Here is a 19,869-nt window from a genome sequence, read left to right as displayed (position 1 = left end):
GAGATCTCCAGGCGGTTTCCGCTCTCCCGAACCTGCGCGCGAAATCGGCCTTTCATGCGCCGCATGCATGGCTCGGCTCAACCATGCTATTGGTTCCAGCGCCGTTCCACGTGGTCAGCTTGATGGGTAATCCGGCCATGGTCCTACCAAGGAGAGCAAGATCGTGAATTCCCAACGAACACCTTCCTCTGCCAGGCGTAGTTCCAAACGGCCGCGGCGCCGGGTAGCTGCCATCATTGCAGCGGCGCTGGTGCTGGCAGTAGTGGTGCCGACCAGCATTGCCTTCCTGCGCCTGCAGGGGAATATTTCCGTCTCGGCGCTCAGGGCGTCTGAAGCGGATGTCCCGGACTCCAGCGAAGGCCTGAATCTGCTGGTGCTCGGTTCCGATAGCCGGGATTTCAGCTCCACCGGCTTCGGCACGGATAACGGCTCCCGACGCAGCGATTCCATGCTGCTTGTCCACTTGTCGCCAGGCAACGAGCGCATCGAGGCGGTCCAGATCCCACGCGATACCGTATTGCAGCGCCCGGCCTGCGCGGATACCGGGTCCGGCGCTTATGCCGGAGGATACGGCATGATCAATTCTGCGCTGAATTACGGTCCCGCATGCTCTGTCGCCGCGGTGGAAGCGCTCACCGGGGTTCACCTGAACCACTTCATTGAGGTGGATTTCGAGGGATTCATTTCAATCATCGACGCACTCGACGGGGTCAGCGTGTGCCTGGCCCAGCCAATGACCGATCCGAAAGCAAACCTGGATCTTCCAGCCGGGCTGCAGGAGCTGGACGGAACCGATGCGCTTGCCCTGGCCAGGACCCGCCATGCCGTTGGCGATGGAAGCGACCTCGCTCGGCTCGGAAACCAGCAGAAGGTCATGTCCGCAATAGTCCAGCGTGCCACCAGCAAGGAAGTTCTCGCACGCCCGGACCGGCTCTACTCTTTCCTTGACGCGATTACCTCCTCGATGACCGTGGACCCGGAACTGAGTTCGCTACCGGAACTTGCAGGATTGGCTGCGCGGGTCAAGGACGTTCCCACGGACAAGATCACCTTCATGACCATGCCGACCCAGCCTGCACCATCAAACGCCAACCGGGTGGTCCCGGCTCCGGACGCGACCCTCATCTTTGAACGCATCAAGCAAGACATCCAGGTGAATCCGGATTCCGAGTCCGAATCCGGCTCCGAATCGGATGCAGGAGAAACTGCCACGGCGAAAGCCTCCGCCCGGCAGCTGCCTGTCAGCATAGCCAACGCAGCGCGAGTGAGCGGACTGGCCGGCAAATTCGCCAACGAAGCCACGGAGCAAGGCTTCACCGTCACTTCAATCACTACCGCGGCGTCCTTGCAGGCGCAAACACGGCTGCTGATTCCGGATACTGATGCAGCCAGGAAAACAGCCGACGCATTCGCCAAAACAGTCGATCTCGACATCGAGGCAACAGTCGCCGATGTCGAAAGCATCGAATTGATCCTGGGCCAGGATTACCAAAACCTGGGGCGGCCAGAAAAGCAGCCTCTCAAGGTGAACAGCCGCAAAGCAGACCAGAAACTCTGCGGCTGAGCCGGCCCCAAGGGCAGGCCGCGCCACCGGAAAATCCTGCCATGCCGCAATGGCTGCCAGGCGAATCTCCGTTTGCCCGCGGCTGTTGGCCTTCGTATTCCGGCTGGGCTGCACCTGCCAATTCCGTTTGACCGCGTCCCTTGCAGCGAGGTGATTCACAGTGAGCATTGCAGGCATCAATGGCAATGAATTCATCGTGCTGGCCATTTTGGCGGCCGTGCTGCTCGGACCTGAAAAATTGCCCGACTACGCAAGGAAACTAGCCACGCTGATTCGCGAGTTGCGCCGACTCGCCTCTGGTGCCCAGGAACAACTCCGCGAGGAGCTTGGCGAGGATTTCGCGGACATGGATCTGAAGAAGTTCGATCCGCGGCAATATGATCCTCGAAGGATCATCAGCGAAGCGCTGCGAGATCAATTCGAAGAGCCGCCTGCCCAAGGATTCCCGGATTCTGCCCGCTCAAGGGGACCCGAGACCAGGAGTTCATCATCACCGCCAGAACCCTCCGGTCCGGCCCCTTTTGACGACGAAAGCACTTAGGACGCCACTGCTCCTTGCCGCAAGTGTCCGCTGGCCGCGCGAGCAGTGAATACGGATCCGGTGGACAGAATTCATTCATCGCAGTCCCCAAAGCTCCACCCGGTTCCTTCATCCGGATCGCACGGATTCCGGCATCTATCCGCAATCGGTCCAGCTTCGCTGATTCGTCGGCCAACCGTGATGGCCGGCCGAAAAAGGATTCCCGGGATCGGCCACCAGCCTGCTGCCGGCCTAGCCTGTAGGCACGCCGGCGCTCCAATTCGGAACGGTATTTTTCCTAGTAGTGCCTTCACAGCAATTCAGGGAGCAGGCGCCACTGCCCGGGCCCAGCGCTTTGCTTCCGGCGATGGTCGATGACTCCGGCTGCTCGCCACGCACTTGCGCTGCCCGTTCCAGGACCAGATCGACCAAGCCGCTGACAAACGACGGTGAGGTGCCAACACTGCCGGCACGGAGAAACGCCATCCCCAACTCGCGCGCGGTATCTGCCGCTTCGGTATCCAGATCGAATTTGACCTCCATGTGGTCCGAAACGAATCCGAGGGGTACAACCAGAACGCCCTCAGTTCCAGTTTCCGCAAGCTCGCGCATGCGGTCATTGATGTCCGGTTCCAACCAGGGAGTGTGCATGGATCCAGAACGGGAGCAGTACACCAGTTCGGCATCCAGCTGCTCCTCACCAGCTAGTTCCCCGCCAATCCAGGCCATGAGCTCCTCATGCTGCCGCTGGTAGCCGGCGGTGAACTTCTGCGATGATTCTTGCATCGCAGTAGGGATCGAATGGGTGACATATAAGATCTTGTGCCGGTTGCGGTCCAGGCCGCCGACGAGCTGCTTGAATTCCTTCAATCCCTTCCGCACGCAGTCCAACTGCGCATGAGCGAATCCCGGATGATTGTAGTACTGCCGGACTTTATCGATCACCACCTCGAGGCCCTCTTCTTGCAGTGCCGCCACAGTTCCGGCGAAATCCTCGCGGTATTGCCGGCACGAAGAATATGAGGAGTAGGCCGACGTATCGATGGCCAGGAACCTTCTCGAGCCGTGCCTGCGCGCATGGTTTCCGACCACTTCGGTGAGGTACGGTTCCCAATTCCGGTTCCCCCAGAGCAGTGGCGTATCGATGCCGCGGGCTGCGAATTCCTCTTGAACGGCTTGCTGCAAAGCCTGGTTCTGCTCATTGATCGGCGATTTTCCGCCGAACATGTAGTAGTGCTCGCCCACCTCTTCAAGGCGCTCGTCCGGAATCCCTCGTCCCCGGGTAACGTTTTGCAGGAAGGGCAGGACATCTTCGGGCTTTTCCGGCCCGCCAAAGGACATCAGCACAACTGCATCAAACGGCGCTACCTGCATGTTTCCCATCGGGATCGTCCACGCTTTCTTCTCGGGCAACTGCCGCCATGGGCAAAACTCCCCGGAGCTGGCAGTCGCAAGCAATTACCTAGATTAGCTTTTATCTAGCCAAGCTAACAATAATTGCTTTGCCTCCGAATCGCCAGCGGGCGTCGCCGACAACTAACGACTGCCCAGGCTATGAGCCAGTTCCAGCTCAATGCGCTCATTGCGGAACTGATGACCGGCATCGAGCAATTTGCGCGGGACAATTTTCTGATCGGCCATGGCCAGAAGGTGGGACCCTTCGGCTCCCAGCAGCAATTTGGGAGCCGCGGCAGGAACCGGAATGATGGCAGGCCGCCGCACTGCGCGCGCCAAGGCCCTGGTGAATTCGGCGTTGCTCACCGGCTGCGGTGCCACCGCATTGACCGGACCTGCCAATTGCGAATCCCAGAGCGCGCGATGGTAGATGTCCAGCAGGTCATCAAGCCCGATCCACGAAAGCATCTGCTTTCCCCCTGCCAGGGGACCGCCCAGGCCTGCGGAGAATACAGGACGCAAAACGGCGAGCATCCCGCCTTTGGGGCTCAGCACGATACCGGTCCTGATCTGCACCCGGCGCATGCCGCTGTCCCCCGCATTCGCCGCACGTTCCCAGCGGTCCACCACGTCAGCCAGGAAATCCGGAGTCCCGGCCCGCGGGGAATCGGTCTCGTCCAATGGGTGCGGTCCGGCTGAAGCACCGTAGAATCCGATGGCCGAAGCGCTGATGAAGGTCCGGACACCTGAACGTGACGCCAGCAGGGCAAGGGATCGGGTCGGTTCGATGCGGCTGGAGAGAATTGCCTGCCGATGTGCTTGGCTGAACCGGCCGAAGATGCTGGCTCCGGCCAAATGGATGACCGCGTCGCAGCCATCGAGCAGGCCCGGGTCAGGATCCAGCGGATTCCAGCGCCGTTCGCTTGCCGATTCCGGCTCGTGCCGCACGAGCTTGACGACCCGGTGCCCGCCGGTGGACAAGAAGGCGCACAAAGCCTGTCCGACTAATCCGCTTGAACCGGTCAGCGCTATCACCAGCGGCTTCAACCCGGCCTGCGCCGCCCGCTGGTGTGCGGCAAAATCGTCTGCCAGCTGGCGGTGGCGGTATGCAAGCATCGATTCGATCTGCCGTCCTGGCATATTCGACTGGATGCAGTCACCCACGGTCGTGCACTGTGCGCCCGCGGGCTCGAAGTAATGCTCATGCCGCCACTGCACCACCCGGGCAGGAAGGCCGCGAACCCCTTCGGGTTCAAGCTGGTCGACGAAACTGCGGTTCTCCGCGAACCCCTCAGGCTGGTGCTTGGCATTCCACAGCACTCCGCCGGGAAGGCCCAGCACGGCCGTCCCGTCCTTCAGCGAACCGGCTTCTTCAATGACCTTCAGCGGAAGCCACGGTGGCAAGAGCCGCTGCATGGCCCCGGGTCGCGAGAACCAGTCGAAGACAACGGATGCAGATGCCGGAAGTTGGCTGGAGCGCTCAGTGTTCATGGCCCCATCCTAGAGGCTTTAGGCAGGCCGGTTCCCGAGGATGGGAAATTGCTGGATTCCGTCGCAATGTCTGGTCCGGCGCCGCAATGAATCCCTCGGTTTCCTGCAGCACGCTATCCCGGCAGACTTGGAGCAGGAACAAGAACTTCTGGACAGAGCTTGATTGCGGACAACTAACGGGCCGGCTGTTGCCCGAAGCGGCTGCCAATGCAACCAGAAAGCTAGGCATACCATGCAGGAAGATAGTCGAAGGGAGGATCCTCGCCCACCCGCCCGTCGATGGCTTCACGCAAGAGATCCGCATGCCCTGCATGCCGCCCATACTCTTCAATCAGGTCGCAGATGATTCTGCGTATCGACGCATGCTTGCCTTCGAAGGCCAACCCCGAGCCCGTGTCCAGCTTCCTTTCCTCGATAACGGACTGCTGGATTCCCCGGCTTTTGGCCACGGCCCGGTCGTAGCGTTGATAAAGATTCTCCGGATCCTCTTCCAGATCAACCACGAAGTGCTCGCGCCCGTTGGCAGTGAACCCAAGGAGGACTTCAGGTCGTTGCCCGGCAATGAAGTAGGTGAATTTCTCATCTTCGACAAGGGCAAGATGCTGGAGCAATCCGCCCAGGCTGAGCTGGCTGCTGGGCAACTTGGTTGCCAGCTGTTCGATGTCCAGCCCCTCGGCCTTGTATCTGAAGGTGGCGTGCAGCCTGTCAAGCATCCCGAACAGATGCTGCTCGTCGGAGCCGCTCATTGGCGGTTCCCAGGGAGGCAGGATTTCCATGGCGTACCCCTTTGCGAGAAGTGTGAGTTGGCGTACCAAACTGGTTTCATCGGCCCATGAATTGAATAATTAGAAGTATGCCTCTGACCGCCGCCGTTTTGGAACCCTCGCAGTGGATGCCGCATGCCGCTGAGCATGAAGCGCGGGCGCGGGCCTTTGGCGAACCTTTCGTGGAACGGCGGATGAAGGGCAAGAAGCATCCCATCGAGGACTTCCTGTTCACCTATTACACGCAAAAGCCGGGCCAGCTCTACCGCTGGCATCCAGGGATGAACGTGGTTCTAGCCGGAGACGCGGCCCAAGAACGCGGCGAGTGGAAGTTCTACCGCAGAGTCCAAACCGGCCACGGTACGGGATACCACTTCGATGCGGAGGCATTCGGCAAGGCGCGTGCCCGGGCCATCGAGTTTGCCCGCATCATTCTGGCCGGCACCGCGCAGCGGCCAGGAAACTTCTCCTGCTTCGGCCTGCATGAATGGGCGATGGCCTACAAATCCGAGGTCAACGGCATCCGCCATGAATATCTCCCGCTGCGCTTGGGTGCGCAGGGAACCGACGAAGTGGTGGAAACCCACAAGATCCGTTGCACCCACTTCGATGCATTCCGCTTCTACACTCCCCAGGCGATCGAGCTCAACGAGCTGCAGCCGACCAGGGAAACCCAGCGCGACCTGGAACAGCCCGGTTGCCTGCACGCCAATATGGATCTGTATAAGTGGGCCTATAAGCTATCCCCTGCGGTGCCAAGCGACTTGGTCATGGACTGCTTCGAGCTCGCCTGGGACATTCGCACCATGGATATGCAGGCGTCCCCCTATGATCTGGGCGATTGGGGCCATGAACCCATCCGCATTGAAACTCCCGAGGGCAAGGCCGCGTACGTGAGATTGCAAAAGGAATTTGCCCAGCGTGCCGACTCGCTGCGCAATCAATTGCTGGAAGTCGCCAACAACCTGCCAATCTTCCCGGAAGACTAGAACTTATTCGCGGCCGCAGGCAAGATTGATCCATGGTTACTGCACGGGGCCTTCGCCTGATTCCGGCCGGTATCGCGCTCGGCTGCGTGAGCCTCTCGCTGGCTTCCTGCGCCACCAGCATCGGACAGGGGCCGCAGACCCAATTGGAAATCACCATTCGAGATGACGGCAGCGAAATTTCACAGCAGTACTCCCTGGAATGCACCGGCGAACAAGCCGCTGAATCCAGCACATTGCCGAACGCATCCAAAGCTTGCTTGCAGCTCGAGCTTGATCCCGGTGCCATTGCCGGAGAAGTTGATCCCCAGGAAATCTGCACCGAAATATACGGTGGACCGCAACGGGCCGAAATAAGCGGAACCCTGCACGGCGAGACGGTGAATACGAGCTTTTCACGGCATAACGGCTGCGCCATCGATCGTTGGGATGCCGCCTCATTTCTACTCGGTTCCGTGAAAACATGAGTCGATAACCCCTGAATAACTGCGCGGAGAAACTAGAATAGTAAGACTATGGAGTTTTTCCTGCTGGTTATCGCGCTGCTATTCGCCACGATCTTGATTGTCGGCATCGGGGAACGCATTAAATTGCCCTACCCGATCTTGATGCTGATTTTCGCGACGCTGGCAGGTTTCTTGCCGTTCATGCCCGAAATGCATATTGAGCCCGAGCTGATCCTGCCGATCTTCTTGCCGCCTTTGCTTTTCGCTACGGCCCAGCGCAGCAGTTGGTCGGTGTTCCGCTTCCGCTGGAAGGCCCTGATCCGGCTGGCCGTGGTGCTCATCGTGGTGACAGCAGGCACCGTGGCCGCTACCGCGCTGGCCTTCTCCCCCATCGCTTCCATTCCGCTGGCATTGGCGTTGGGCGCAGTAGTGGCCCCGCCTGACCCGGTCGCGGTGGATGCAATTGCCACCAAGGTGAAAATGCCGCGGCGCCTGACGTCCCTGCTGGAAACCGAGGGCCTGTTCAACGACGCAATGGCCATCGTGATCTTCCAGCTGGCCGTCCAGGCAACCCTGAATGGCTCGGAAGTCGGACTCGAAATCATTCCGCAGTTCCTGCTCGGTGCCGCAGGGGCGGTAGTCCTGGGTCTGGCCATGGGCTGGGCCATCGGCGCCTTGAACCGTTTCGTTCCCAACCTGGCAGCGCGTTGCGCGGCCACCTTGGTGGCACCTTATGCGGTCTACATGATTGCGGAGGAGCTGCATATTTCAGGGGTCATCGCAGTGGTGGTGACGGCCCTTGAAATGGTGCGGCGGGACCGCCCACAGGACTCTGCCGAACGCCTAACCCGGCAATCCTTCTGGGAAGTGCTCGAGCTGCTGGCCACCGGCCTGGCTTTCGGCTTGATGGGCATCGAGATGAACCAGGTGATCCAGGAGGAAGGCAGCAACCTGATCGGCTTCATCCCGGGCATCGCCGCGATCTGCTTCGTGGTCATCGCAGTGCGTGCGCTGTGGATGCTGGCGACCTACTACCTGCCCAACCGCAGCAAGCCCAAGATTCCTGCGCGCAAGGATGCGCTGGTGCTCACTTGGTGCGGCATGCGCGGGCTGGCGACTTTGGCCTTGGCCCTGGCACTGCCCAAGGTCGCAGCCGATGGCTCGGCCATCGAGGGACGCAACTTCGTGGTGGTCGCCGCTTGCTCCGTCTTGCTGTGCACTTTGGTGCTCCCGGGCCTGACCTTGCCAGCGCTGATGCGCGTGCTGAAGCTGCGCAACAACGAGCAAGATGCCAAGCGTGCCCGCCGGGCCCTGGCCCGCCGCGCCGAGGCTGTCGCACTGGCGGCGCTGCGCAAGAACGTGCAGCTCGAAGAGCTGCCGGAGAATTACCAGCAGGCAGTGCGCCGGCGCATGAACTCGCTGCATACCATCCTGGCCAAGGACCCGGATCCGCACGATGCGATCTCGGACGAAAAGTACACGCAGATTCGCGCGGTGATCGCCAAGGCCGATTCGATCCAGGCCATCGCCCTGGAAGCCGCCCGCGACGAGCTGCTCAAGGCCCGCCGCGAACCGAATATCGACCCGCACATCGTTGACGAGATTGTCGGCCGCCTTGACCGGCGCACCGCAACCCTGGATCGCTAGGCGGCCTTGCGCTCCAGCTTCACGATAACTTCGTAGTGGCTGGTCTGCGGGAACATGTCCATGACGCGAGCCTGCTGCGGAGCGTAGTTCTCCAAACGCTCCAGGTCCCTGGCCAGTGACTTCGCGTTGCAGCTGGAGTAAATGATGTGCTGGACATCGGACTCGTTCAGCCACTTCGATAGCTCTGCGGAGATACCGCGGCGCGGAGGATTCACGATTACCGCCTCTGGCGCCCAGCCGGCACCCAGCGCGAATTCGGTTGCGTCTTGGACCCTGAAATGGATGTCATCCAGCTCCATGGTCTTGGCGCTGGTCTTTGCCGATTCAACGGCTTCCCCGCTGGTCTCGATGCCGTACACGGTACGGTCCTCGGTAGCGCAATGCAGTGCGAAACCACCCACCCCGCTGTACAGATCCCAAACGCTTTCGGGGTTGGCATCGTTGATCCATTGGCGGGCCTGCCGGTACAAGGCGGCAGCGATCTCGCTGTTGGTCTGGAAGAAGCCCTGGGGGCGCAGGTGCATCGGTACGCCGTTCAGCCCGAATTCCAAGGTGGTTCGGCGGGTAAGAATGATTTCTTCTTCGCCTTCCAGCACTGCCTTGTGCTCAGGCAAGAAGTTCACCGACACCACGCTGTGGCGTGGAAGCTGCTCAAGGAACTGCGGCAGCGAATCACGCAGTGCCACAAAATGCTTCTTGGTGCGCAATACCCAACGGACCATCACCGAGCCGGTATCCGACAGGGTGAGAATCACATGCTTGAGTTCGCCCTTGCGCTTGGGAACGTCGTAGGGAATGAGCTTCAGATCATGAATGAACTGCTCGATGACCGGGAATACGGCACGTAGCGGTGCTGCGATGACTCCGCAGTTGCGCAGATCGACACCGTGGCCGTCGGCATCCAGGATGCCGATGGTCGGCTGGCCGGTGGTTCCGGAAATGACCATTTTGGCTTTGTTGCGGAAGCCCTGTTCGCTGCTGGCTTGGGGCGGAAGGAATTCCAGGCCTGGGAAGCCGGCCAGCAGCTGCTGGCAATCCGCTACCTTTGATTGCAGTTGCTGGGCGTAAGGCACCGTCATCAAGGTGCATGAGCGGCAACGGGAGGCAGAAAAGTAAAGGCATTCCATGGTGCTTATGATTTTAGCGAAGATCGGCCGGCACCGAGCACAGAGAAATCTTGGCGCTGATTGACCGCAAATTTTCAGCTTTGGCCGCTAAGCTCTCAATTGATCAAAAGTTACTGAGCAGAATCCCTGCATGATGCGAAAGCCATACGGGGAAGGGTTGTTTAACCGCGAAAGGACAGATGGCACTTCATACCGGGCTATCCACGCATCGCCGTGGCATTGCATTGCTTGCACTCCCCCTTGCTGCCGTGATCGGCGCCTGCACGAGTTGCGCCGCTTCTTCACCCCAGGCTCATGAAGTTTCTTCCACCCCGGTTCCCGCCCCGTCTTCCAGCAGTGCCACCGAAAAATCCCTGCCCACTCCGAGCAAGGCCGCAGCAAGCTCCAGCGTCCCGCTTCCGGCTCCAACCGGGAACAATGCCACTGCTCCCACCACGACTCCGAGCAATTCAGCCAAGCAGCCCGCCGGCACTCCGGCCAAGCCCGAAAGCTCCAAGACATCGCTGTCGCCCCTGGCCTCGGGTGCCAACACTGGTGCCTCCATCAAGGCGCTTCCCAGTTCAGCGGCCGAAATGTCCAAGGCCACCACGCAGCTGTTCGCTGCAGTGAATCGAGGCAAGCTGAAGGACGTCAAGGCGGCGCTCAAGGATGGAGCTGACCTCGACGCGCAGGACGAGGCCGGTCGCACCGCGCTGATGCGTGCAGTCATCAACAAGAACCCTGCCATCGCCAAGACCCTCTTCGAAGCAGGCTCGGATCCCGACAAGAAGGACGACTTCTACGAGTCGCCGTTCCTGCGCGCGAGCGCCAATGGCCAGGTTGAAACGCTGAAGCTTCTCATTGACGGCGGGGCCGACCTCACGGCGGTGAATCGCATGGGCGGGACCGCTTTGACCGTCGCCAGCGAGAATGGCCGGGTTCAGGCCGTACGCCAGTTGCTCCGCACCGATATCCCGGTAGACCAGGTTAATGATCTGGGCTGGACGGCCCTGCACGAAACCATTGTCCTGGGCCAGGGCACCGCCAATGCCATCACCATCGCGCGTTTGCTGATTATCAACGGGGCGGACCCGCATTTGGAGGACCACTCCGGTTCTGATGCATTCAAGCTAGCGCGTGAACGCCAGCAGAGCCAGATGCTGACCATGCTGCAGGCTGCAGCCAAGCGCTGAATCCTAGAGGGCGTCGAGGTAGAACCAGGCGCCGTCCTGCTTCACGAAGGTGCTGACCTCATGCTGCTGCGCTTCATGCCGGCCGTCGCGATAGTACGCAGCGAATTCCACCACCCCGCGGGAGGCCGCCGCGCCGCCAGCACGGGTTGAAATGATCTCCAAGCCGGTCCAGCGCATCTGCGAATCCACGTCCAGTTCCTTGGGCCTCGTGCTCTCATGCCAGGTCGCCAGCAAATACTGCGACAGCCCCAGCACGAAGGCGCTGTAGCGTGAGCGCATCAGCTGCTCCGCGGTCTGCGGCAGCAAGGAGCCGTATTCCCTTCCGTCATGCAAGGGCTTGCAGCAGTTCTCGTAGGACAGCTTCGCAGCGTCCAGGACTCGGCAGGCGCAGACGGTTTGACTAGCATTTTTCACAGTTTCAGCATACGCGTCGAGCGCGCTTCGACAACCCGTGAGCCTAAGATCACATGACTTAAACCGCAGGATATCGGTGCTATCGCGCACAGGGACGTTTTCCCCGTCACATTCACGGGTAGACTATGAAGGCAAGCTCGCGGAGCGCCAAATCCCCCTGGTGTGAGACGGCATCTCCGTGTGGCATTTAACTTAACCTCGCCAACAGGAGATATGCCGGATGCCCCGCATCGTTGTAGATGTCATGCTCAAGCCAGAAATCCTTGACCCTCAGGGCAAGGCCATCGCGGGAGCTCTTCCCCGCCTAGGCTTCACCTCCTTCGAAGCTGTCCGCCAGGGCAAGCGCTTTGAACTGTCCGTGGACGGCGAGGTGACCGAAGAAATCCTCGCCCAGGCTCGCGAGGCTGCAGAAACCCTGCTTTCCAACCCGGTGATCGAAGATGTCGTCAACGTCGAGGTATTCGAAGACTAATGAGCGCCGAACTTCCCCTGATTGGCGACTATTCAACGCCAAGCACTGAACTTTCCGGAGCGCGCATCGGCGTGGTGACCTTCCCGGGCACCCTCGATGACCGCGACGCCGCTCGCGCCGTGCGCGCAGCCGGTGCCGAAGCGGTGTCCCTGTGGCACGCCGACACCGACCTGCAGGATGTCGACGCCGTGGTGATCCCCGGCGGCTTCTCCTACGGCGACTACCTGCGCGCCGGCGCGATCTCCCGCTTCGCACCGATGATGGCGAAGATCGCAGATGCCGCGAACTCCGATGCCAAGCTGCCCGTGCTGGGCATCTGCAACGGTTTCCAGATCCTCACCGAGTCGCACCTGCTGCCCGGATCGATGATCAAGAACGACCACTTGAAGTTCATCTGCCGCGATCAGCTGCTGCGCGTGGAGAACAACCAGACCGCATGGACCAACGGCTTCGAAGCCGGCCAGGAAATCACCATCGTGCTGAAGAACCAGGATGGCCAGTACGTGGCCGACGAGAAGGTCCTGGACGAGCTCGAAGCTGAAAACCGCATCGCGTTCTCCTACGTGGGCTGGAACCCGAACGGCTCGCGCCGCTCGATCGCCGGCGTGAGCAACAAGGCCGGCAACGTTGTCGGCCTGATGCCGCACCCGGAGCACGCCATTGAGGCCGGCTTCGGCCCGGACCACCGCGGCACCGACGGGCTGGCATTCTTCACCAGCGTTCTGACCCACCTTGTTGGAGGCAAAAAGTGAGCCAGGAAGCCACTAAGGAATTCAATATCGACACCGTCGATAACGCAGCGGGCACCCCGGATGTAGAACTGCCATGGGCAGAGCTGGGCCTGAAGGACAACGAGTTCGCCGAGATCGTGAAGATCCTGGGCCGTCGTCCGACCGCCGCTGAATTGGCCATGTACTCGGTCATGTGGTCCGAGCACTGCTCGTACAAGTCCACCAAGAACCACCTGCGCCAGTTCGGCCAGAAGGTCACCCCGGAAATGAAGAAGGACCTGATGGTCGGCATGGGCGAAAACGCCGGTGTCACCGACCTGGGCGACGGCTGGGCCGTAACCTTCAAGATCGAGTCGCACAATTCGCCTTCCTATGTCGAGCCGTACCAGGGTGCCGCTACCGGCATCGGCGGTATCGTGCGCGACATCATCTCCATGGGCGCCCGCCCGATCGCCGTGATGGATCCGCTGCGCTTCGGCGCGATCGACCACGAAGACTCGCAGCGCGTGGTGCACGGCGTCGTCTCGGGCATCGGCGGCTACGGCAACTCGCTGGGCCTGCCGAACATCGGCGGCGAAACCGTCTTCGACCCGATCTACCAGGGCAACCCGCTGGTCAACGCACTGGCCGTGGGCGCACTGCGCCACGAGGATCTGCGCCTGGCCAATGCCTCGGGCGTGGGCAACAAGGTCGTGCTCTTCGGTGCGCGCACCGGTGGCGATGGCATCGGCGGCGCGTCGGTGCTGGCCTCGGAGTCCTTCGACGACACCAAGCCCTCCAAGCGCCCGGCGGTCCAGGTGGGCGACCCGTTCGCTGAGAAGGTGCTCATCGAGTGCTGCCTGGAGCTGTTCAAGGCCTCGCTGGTCGAGGGCATCCAGGACCTGGGCGCCGCAGGCATCTCCTGCGCCACCAGCGAACTGGCTTCCAACGGCGAAGGCGGCATGCAGGTCGAGCTGACCAACGTGCTGCTGCGCGACTCCACCCTGACCCCGGGCGAAATCCTGATGTCGGAGTCCCAGGAACGCATGATGGCCGTAGTCACCCCGCAGAACATCGAAGCGTTCGAGGCCGTCATGGCCAAGTGGAACGTGGAGTACTCCTGGCTGGGCGAGGTCACCGACACCGATCGGCTGATCATCACCTGGAATGGCGAAGTCATCGTGGACGTGGACCCGAAGACCGTCGCCCACGACGGCCCGGTCTACGACCGCCCGTATGCCCGCCCGCAGTGGCAGGATGCGCTGCAGGCTGACACCTTCAAGTCCTCGGAAGCCGGCGCCAACCTGCCAGCTACCGGGGAAGAGCTGAAGGCCGCCGCCCTGGAGCTGATCGCCAGCCCGAACATGTGCGACAAGTCCTGGATCACCAGCCAGTACGACCGCTACGTCGGCGGCAACACCGCGCTGGCCGCCCCGGACGATGCCGGCGTGGTCCGCATCGACGAGTCCACCGGACTCGGCGTGGCCATCGCCACCGATGCCAACGGCCGCTACACCTACCTGGACCCGTATGCCGGCGCCCAGCTGGCGCTGGCTGAGTCCTACCGCAACGTCGCCACCTCCGGTGCGATCCCTGCGGCGGTTTCGGACTGCCTGAACTACGGCTCCCCGGAGGACCCGGATGTCATGTGGCAGCTGGCCGAGGGCATCCGCGGCCTGTCCGATGCGTGCATGGAGCTCGGCGTCCCGGTCACCGGCGGCAATGTCTCGCTGTACAACCAGACCGGCGACAAGGCCATCCACCCGACCCCTGTGGTGGCGACCCTGGGCAAGTTCGACGACGTCGCTCGCCGCACCCCTTCGGGCTGGCGCGAAGAGGCCGACGGCCAGGCCATCTACCTGATCGGCACCACCGCCGATGAACTGGACGGCTCGGAGTTCGCCAACCTGCGCGGCCACCTCGGCGGCCTGCCGCCAAAGGTCGACCTGGCTGCCGAGAAGGCACTGGGCGCAATCCTGATCAACGCCAGCCGCGACGGCATGATCGACGCCGCGCACGACCTGTCCGAGGGCGGCCTGCTTGCAGCGCTGTCCGAGATGGTCCTGCGCTACGGCGTTGGCGCTCGCGTGGCCCTGGACGAGATCAAGCAGCGTGACGGCATCGATTCCTTCACCGCGCTGTTCTCGGAGTCCCAGGCACGCGCCTTGGTTGCCGTTCCACGCAGCGAAGAGGTCCGCTTCAACGACATGACCAGTGCCCGCGGTGTCACCGTGGCCCGCATGGGCATTGTCGATGCGCAGTCCGGCGTCCTGGAAGTCCAGGGCGAGTTCACCGTTTCGGTGGATGAGCTGCGTGAAGCTTCCGAAGGCACCATGAAGAAGTACTTCGGCTAGGCTCCAGCCAACCTGTCAACGGCGGCTCTCCTCATCGAGGAGGGCCGCCGTTGTCCATCTGCACCCAGGCTGTCCCCGCGCGCGCCGCACCTCGGAAACGATAATCTGGGAACACCACAGTTCCCGTTCCCGGCTTCCAAAGGATCTGACCATGGCTGAACCCGACGGGCTGCCCGCCGCGGCCCTGCAGCCAGTGGTGGTGAACTGGAAATGCAATCTGACCTACAGCATCGTGGTCTGGGTCAGCAACGGGACGGCGCGCGTGCATTTCGAGGAAACGGTGCAGCTGCTGCAGGCCGGCCAAGCGCTGTGGATCCCGCGGTTCATTGCGCACAAGGTGGAGCATGATGCCCACTCCCTGGCCTTGTCGATCATGGTCAGGACAACGTCCAACCACAGGCTGGGCGACGGGTGGCGGCTGATCAACGTGCCGCCGGCCCAATCGCAGTGGATGTTCCACCTGATGCTGCTGACCCTCTCGCCCGTGCACCAGGGCCAGGCCAGTGCGCAGCGGGTGCTCGATACGCTGGCGCATTTCGCCGTCGCCTCCCCCTCCTCCACCCGGCCCGTTCCGCTGGCCATGCCACGGCACAGCGCAGCCCGGAAGGTAGTCGCCCACCTGCTGGCCCATCCGCACGGCACGCTGCACTTGGCCGATTATGCGCGGAAGTTCGCCGTGTCCGAACGGACCTTGCGCCGCGCATTCCTCGCCGAAACCGGACTGAATTTCCGGCAATGGCGCCAGCAGGCACGGCTCGGCGCGTTGGACCGCGTGCTTCCGCACAGCGCCAGCCAGCCTCCGGCCTTGACCACCCGCTGGATGAACCTTGCCAACCAGGATCTGGTGCTCTGGGCGGTGCGCGGACGAGCCAGTATTTGCCAGCTGGCCCATGGGGAAGGCACCGGACGCGAACGCACCCAGCAGCTGCAGGGCGGGCAATTCATGCTGGTCCCTGCCGGGCAGTCCCTGCGCCTGCAGATCGAGCAGGGCTCGCTGCTGATCCCGCTGTCCCTGCCAGCCGGTTCTCTGCCGTCCGGGCAGCAGCACCGGATGCCCTGCCAGCTGCCGGTCGAGTTCTTCCAGGCCATGCTGCACCGCGCGGTTTCGCACATCACGCTGCTGCGTCCGGTCCACTTCGACCCGCTCGACACCGTGAAGCTGCTGCAGCTGGTGCCGAATTATCCCGGATTGCCCTGGCCGCACTCTGCCGAAATGCGTTCGCTGGCCGGCACCCTGGCCGCCGATACCCGGGGCAAGCTGCCGGCGTCCGCTGCCGCCGCGCAGCATGGCCTGAGCCTGCGCCAGCTGCAGCGGCGCTGGAGCGCCGAGACCGGCATGAGCCTGCGCGCCTGGCGCCAGGCCTCCCGCTTCCAGCATGCCGAAGCCTTGCTGAATGCAGGATTCCCGGTGCCGATGGTCGCCCTCCAGCTCGGATTCAGCGACGCCGGGAACTTCTCCCGCGCCTACGCTAAGACCCGCGGACGCCGTCCCAAGCCGGCAGACTACACCCTCCCAACGGACATTTTTTGATCACTTAACGACATCTTAGCCTTCTCGATCCACCACCGGAACCCGCTGGAGATCCCGGAAATTCCGGCAGATAATGCTCGGTTGGACCCATAGGGGCAAGGTGAGCCTAAATTAACCCCGGCTAAGGTGGGAGACCGTCACCCTTGAACTCCACCGCGCCGCCTTCGGCGCGGATACCCACCGAGGAGCAACCCCCATGCGTTCATCCGCTCGCAAATTCGCATCCCTGGCCGCTGCAGCGGCCCTCACCCTTTCGCTTGGCGCCTGCGCCGCAAACGGAACTGCAGCAGCAGACGGCTCTCCGGCCGCCGATTCCGCGGACACCGGCAACTGGCCGCGCACGCTCACGGATGACGCCGGAAACGAGGTGCAGATCCCGGCCAAGCCGGAGCGCATCATCTCCACCACGGTGTCCACCACCGGCACCCTGCTGGCCCTGGATGCCCCGGTCGTCGGCTCCTCCACCGCCGCCATCAGCCCGCAGAGCGACGAGAACGGATGGTTCACCCAGTGGGCCGACGTGGCAGTCGAGCGCGAGGTGGCACCGGTCTACCATCTGGGCAACTTCAATCTGGAGGCCGTCGTGGCCCAGGATCCGGATCTGATCGTGGTCTCCACCTCTGGCGCCGACTCCGAAATGGACAACCTCGAGCAGCTGCAGTCGCTGGCCCCGACCTACGTGGTCAACTACGGCGACAAGGACTGGAAGTCGCTGGCCGAGGAGCTGGCCGAAGCCACCGGCACCGAAGCCAACGCCGAATCGATCGTCAGCGAATTCGACCAGCGCGCCGCCGAGATCAAGGAGAAGCTGGCCATCCCGGCCGGCAGCACCGCGTCGATCGTCTCCTACAACAAGGGCGCCGATTCCCCCGTGGGCAAGCAGAGCGGACCGCACTCGGCCCTGATCAGCGCGATGGGCTTCGAGATCATCGAGCCTCCGGCGCAGTTCGACACCTCCGCCCAGAAGCGCGAGGACTTCGCCTTCACCAGCTACGAAGGCCTGTCCGAATCCGCCACCGGCGATTCTGTCTTCCTGATCTCCGCCAACGACAAGACCGCGAAGTCCTTCGCCGCGGATCCGACGCTGTCCAACCTGCCCTCGGTGACCAGCGGCAACATCTTCCCGCTGGCCAACTCCTTCCGCCTGGACTACTACTCCTCCAACGACATCCTGGACTACTTCGAGAACGAGCTCCCGGGATTGAACGCAGGCAAGTAGGCCACCGGCAGTGCTTCAAGAACGCAGTGCCCGCCGCCGGCCCAGGGTTTCGCCCTGGCTGGCGGCTTCGGCCGTCCTGATGCTGCTGGGGCTGCTCTCCTGCGCACTGGGCACCAAGAACATCTCGCTGGCCGAGTCCTGGGCCGCCCTGGCCAGCTTCGATCCGGGGAACAACGACCACCTGCTGGTGCGCGAGCTGCGCGTGCCGCGCACGCTGCTGGCCGTGGTGGTCGGCGCCGGGCTGGGGTTGGCCGGCGCGCTGATGCAGTCCATGACCCGCAACCCGCTGGCCGAGCCCGGGCTGCTGGGCGTGAACGCCGGCGCCGCCTTCGCGGTGGCCATCGCGATCACCGTCGGGGTCGTGCAGCCGGCCGGCTACATGTCCTTTGCCTTCGCCGGGGCGGCCGCGGCCAGCCTCATCGTCTACTTCATGGGCAGCCGCAGGCAGTCGGGCAATGACGTGGTGCGCCTGGTGCTCGCCGGCGCCGGGCTGTCGGTGATGCTGATGGCCGCCACGCAGATCCTGGTCATCGGCGGCGGCACCGAAACCCATGAGCGCTTCGCTTCCTGGACCACCGGCTCGCTGCAGGGCCGCGGCTACGACGTGCTGCCGATCGCCGCGCTGGTGGTGCTCGCCGGCGCGGTGATCGCCCTGGGCCTGTCCCGTTCGCTGGACGCACTGGCCCTGGGCGAAGACAGCGCCCGCGCGCTGGGCGTGAATCCCACCCGGGCCTGGCTGCTGTCCTCGCTCGCGGTGATGCTGCTGGCCGGGGCCGCCACCGCGGCCGCCGGGCCGATCAGCTTTGTCGGCCTGGCCGCCCCGCATGCGGCGCGGATGCTCGTTGGCGCACAGCACCTGCGCAGCCTGCCGCTGTCCATGCTGCTGGGCGCTGGGGTGCTGCTCATCGCCGACATCGCCGGGCGCATGGTGGCCGCCCCGGCGGAAATCGGTGCCGGGGCGATGAGCGCCCTGATCGGCGCACCGGTGTTCATCTACCTGGCCCGTCGACGACTGAAGGCGGGCAAATGAGCACCCGAACCCCTGCAACACAGCGATTCACCCGCACCCGCACCCGCCTGGTGCTCGGCATCCTGGCGCTGCTGCTGGCGCTCGGCGCGCTGCTGGCCATGGGCACCGGAACCATCATGCTGGGCCCGGGCCAGGTGCTCGGCGCGCTGCTGGGTTCCGGCGAGCCGAAGGACGTGCTGGTGGTGCAGAAGATCCGCGCCCCGCGCGTGCTCACCGCCATTGGCGTGGGCGCGGCCCTGGGCGCGGCCGGCGCCTGCTTCCAGTCGATCTCCCGCAACCCGCTGGGCAGCCCTGACATCATCGGCTTCACCACGGGTGCCGCCACCGGCGCCGTGGCGCAGATCGTGCTGTTCAGCGCCGGCGCCTGGGCCACCGGCCTGGCCGCCATGGTCTGCGGGCTGCTCACCGCCGCGGCGGTGTACGCGCTGTCCTTCTCCAAGCGCACCACCGGCGGGCAGCGCCTGGTGATCATCGGCATCGGCGTGGGCGCCATGCTCGGCGCGGTGAACACCATCCTGCTCTCCAAGGGGGACGCGGACCTGGCCGCCCAGGCGAACCTGTGGCTTTCGGGATCGCTGGGCGGGCGCAGCTGGGCCGACGCGGGCCTGGTGGGCCTGTGCCTGCTGGCGCTGCTGCCGCTGCTGATGGCGCACGGCCGGCACCTGACCCTGTTGGAAATGGGCGATGACACCGCCCAGGCGCTGGGCGTCAGCGCCGAACTGGTCCGCCGGATCACGATCTTCGCCGCCGTCTGCCTGACCGCCGCGGCCACCGCCGCCGCCGGCCCGATCGCTTTCGTGGCCCTGGCCTCCGGGCAGATCATCCGCCAGCTGATCGGCAACCGCACGGTGCCGATCTGGCAGGCGGCGCTCACCGGGGCGCTGCTGCTGCTGGCCTGCGACGTGGCCACCCAGCATCTGCCGCTGCGCGCGCAGGTGCCCATCGGCCTGGCCACCTCGCTGGCCGGCGGCCTCTACTTGCTCTACCTGCTCACCCGACCGAATACCCGAACCTGATTCGAGGAACA

General features: G+C 63.3%; 18 protein-coding genes. 13 read left to right on the top strand and 5 right to left on the bottom strand.

The genetic code is table 11. The features are described 5' to 3' along the window. Nucleotides 1-163: 163 nt before the first annotated feature. On the top strand, nucleotides 164-1,564 hold the full coding sequence (locus ACIP6G_RS15450; RefSeq protein ID WP_400291176.1) for an LCP family protein: 1,401 nt from the start codon (nucleotides 164-166) through the stop codon (nucleotides 1,562-1,564). Between the two features lie 160 nt (nucleotides 1,565-1,724). Further along, the gene (locus tag ACIP6G_RS15445; protein WP_400291174.1) at nucleotides 1,725-2,105 is read left to right on the top strand and encodes a twin-arginine translocase TatA/TatE family subunit; all 381 of its coding nucleotides are present in this window, start codon (nucleotides 1,725-1,727) and stop codon (nucleotides 2,103-2,105) included. A gap of 231 nt (nucleotides 2,106-2,336) precedes the next feature. Here the strand turns inward: ACIP6G_RS15445 and ACIP6G_RS15440 are convergent, their stop codons facing one another. The 3 genes from ACIP6G_RS15440 to ACIP6G_RS15430 form a co-directional block, all read right to left on the bottom strand. Beyond that, nucleotides 2,337-3,467, bottom strand: a complete 1,131-nt coding sequence (locus tag ACIP6G_RS15440; RefSeq protein WP_400291172.1) for a ferrochelatase — start codon at nucleotides 3,465-3,467, stop codon at nucleotides 2,337-2,339. 153 nt (nucleotides 3,468-3,620) lie between these two features. Further along, nucleotides 3,621-4,970: a TIGR01777 family oxidoreductase gene (locus ACIP6G_RS15435; protein WP_105657985.1), complete on the bottom strand. Its 1,350-nt coding sequence runs from the start codon at nucleotides 4,968-4,970 to the stop codon at nucleotides 3,621-3,623. A 221-nt stretch (nucleotides 4,971-5,191) separates the two neighbouring features. After that, the gene (locus ACIP6G_RS15430) at nucleotides 5,192-5,746 is read right to left on the bottom strand and encodes a DinB family protein (RefSeq protein WP_400291170.1); all 555 of its coding nucleotides are present in this window, start codon (nucleotides 5,744-5,746) and stop codon (nucleotides 5,192-5,194) included. Between the two features lie 77 nt (nucleotides 5,747-5,823). Here ACIP6G_RS15430 and ACIP6G_RS15425 point away from each other — a divergent pair, with 77 nt between their 5' ends. Genes ACIP6G_RS15425 through ACIP6G_RS15415 form a run of 3 tightly spaced genes read left to right on the top strand, consistent with a single transcriptional unit; the run spans nucleotide 5,824 to nucleotide 8,813 of the window. Beyond that, nucleotides 5,824-6,723: a 3-methyladenine DNA glycosylase gene (locus ACIP6G_RS15425; RefSeq protein ID WP_400291168.1), complete on the top strand. Its 900-nt coding sequence runs from the start codon at nucleotides 5,824-5,826 to the stop codon at nucleotides 6,721-6,723. Between the two features lie 32 nt (nucleotides 6,724-6,755). Further along, complete coding sequence (locus ACIP6G_RS15420) at nucleotides 6,756-7,187, top strand: hypothetical protein (protein WP_400291166.1); 432 nt, start codon at nucleotides 6,756-6,758, stop codon at nucleotides 7,185-7,187. Nucleotides 7,188-7,235: 48 nt separating this feature from the next. Then, complete coding sequence (locus ACIP6G_RS15415) at nucleotides 7,236-8,813, top strand: sodium:proton antiporter (protein WP_105657981.1); 1,578 nt, start codon at nucleotides 7,236-7,238, stop codon at nucleotides 8,811-8,813. Here the strand turns inward: ACIP6G_RS15415 and ACIP6G_RS15410 are convergent. Then, on the bottom strand, nucleotides 8,810-9,940 hold the full coding sequence (locus tag ACIP6G_RS15410) for a methyltransferase domain-containing protein (protein ID WP_105657980.1): 1,131 nt from the start codon (nucleotides 9,938-9,940) through the stop codon (nucleotides 8,810-8,812). The two genes, ACIP6G_RS15415 and ACIP6G_RS15410, sit on opposite strands and share 4 nt — an antisense overlap. 179 nt (nucleotides 9,941-10,119) lie before the next feature. Between ACIP6G_RS15410 and ACIP6G_RS15405 the strand changes: the two genes are divergently transcribed. Beyond that, on the top strand, nucleotides 10,120-11,112 hold the full coding sequence (locus tag ACIP6G_RS15405; RefSeq protein WP_400291164.1) for an ankyrin repeat domain-containing protein: 993 nt from the start codon (nucleotides 10,120-10,122) through the stop codon (nucleotides 11,110-11,112). A gap of 3 nt (nucleotides 11,113-11,115) precedes the next feature. On the opposite strand, the gene ACIP6G_RS15400 is transcribed toward ACIP6G_RS15405, so the two are convergent. Then, the gene (locus tag ACIP6G_RS15400; RefSeq protein WP_400291162.1) at nucleotides 11,116-11,526 is read right to left on the bottom strand and encodes a YchJ family protein; all 411 of its coding nucleotides are present in this window, start codon (nucleotides 11,524-11,526) and stop codon (nucleotides 11,116-11,118) included. Between the two features lie 220 nt (nucleotides 11,527-11,746). Between ACIP6G_RS15400 and purS the strand changes: the two genes are divergently transcribed. From purS to ACIP6G_RS15365, 7 genes are all read left to right on the top strand, one after another. Continuing rightward, nucleotides 11,747-11,998 (top strand): phosphoribosylformylglycinamidine synthase subunit PurS, encoded by a 252-nt coding sequence (purS, locus tag ACIP6G_RS15395; protein ID WP_102598679.1) that lies wholly within the window; start codon nucleotides 11,747-11,749, stop codon nucleotides 11,996-11,998. After that, entirely contained in the window at nucleotides 11,998-12,750 is a 753-nt protein-coding gene (gene purQ, locus ACIP6G_RS15390; RefSeq protein ID WP_102598680.1) for a phosphoribosylformylglycinamidine synthase subunit PurQ, read from the top strand. The genes purS and purQ overlap by 1 nt, the downstream gene beginning before the upstream one ends. After that, a complete protein-coding gene (purL, locus tag ACIP6G_RS15385) occupies nucleotides 12,747-15,062 on the top strand; it encodes a phosphoribosylformylglycinamidine synthase subunit PurL (RefSeq protein WP_400291159.1) in 2,316 nt (771 codons plus the stop codon). The genes purQ and purL overlap by 4 nt, the downstream gene beginning before the upstream one ends. 151 nt (nucleotides 15,063-15,213) lie before the next feature. Next, nucleotides 15,214-16,593, top strand: a complete 1,380-nt coding sequence (locus ACIP6G_RS15380; protein WP_400291157.1) for a helix-turn-helix domain-containing protein — start codon at nucleotides 15,214-15,216, stop codon at nucleotides 16,591-16,593. Between the two features lie 196 nt (nucleotides 16,594-16,789). Then, nucleotides 16,790-17,812, top strand: coding sequence for a Fe2+-enterobactin ABC transporter substrate-binding protein (gene fepB / locus ACIP6G_RS15375; protein ID WP_400291155.1), 1,023 nt, complete (start codon nucleotides 16,790-16,792; stop codon nucleotides 17,810-17,812). A 10-nt stretch (nucleotides 17,813-17,822) separates the two neighbouring features. After that, nucleotides 17,823-18,842, top strand: a complete 1,020-nt coding sequence (locus ACIP6G_RS15370; RefSeq protein WP_400291153.1) for a FecCD family ABC transporter permease — start codon at nucleotides 17,823-17,825, stop codon at nucleotides 18,840-18,842. Then, nucleotides 18,839-19,858: a FecCD family ABC transporter permease gene (locus ACIP6G_RS15365; RefSeq protein WP_400291152.1), complete on the top strand. Its 1,020-nt coding sequence runs from the start codon at nucleotides 18,839-18,841 to the stop codon at nucleotides 19,856-19,858. The genes ACIP6G_RS15370 and ACIP6G_RS15365 overlap by 4 nt, the downstream gene beginning before the upstream one ends. The last annotated feature ends 11 nt before the right edge of the window (nucleotides 19,859-19,869 follow it).

Source organism: Glutamicibacter sp. NPDC088483 (assembly GCF_044753145.1).
In the GTDB taxonomy this organism is placed as follows: domain Bacteria; phylum Actinomycetota; class Actinomycetes; order Actinomycetales; family Micrococcaceae; genus Glutamicibacter.
Note: the sequence above shows the minus strand (reverse complement) of the source record. Positions and strands in the feature narration are given on the sequence as shown.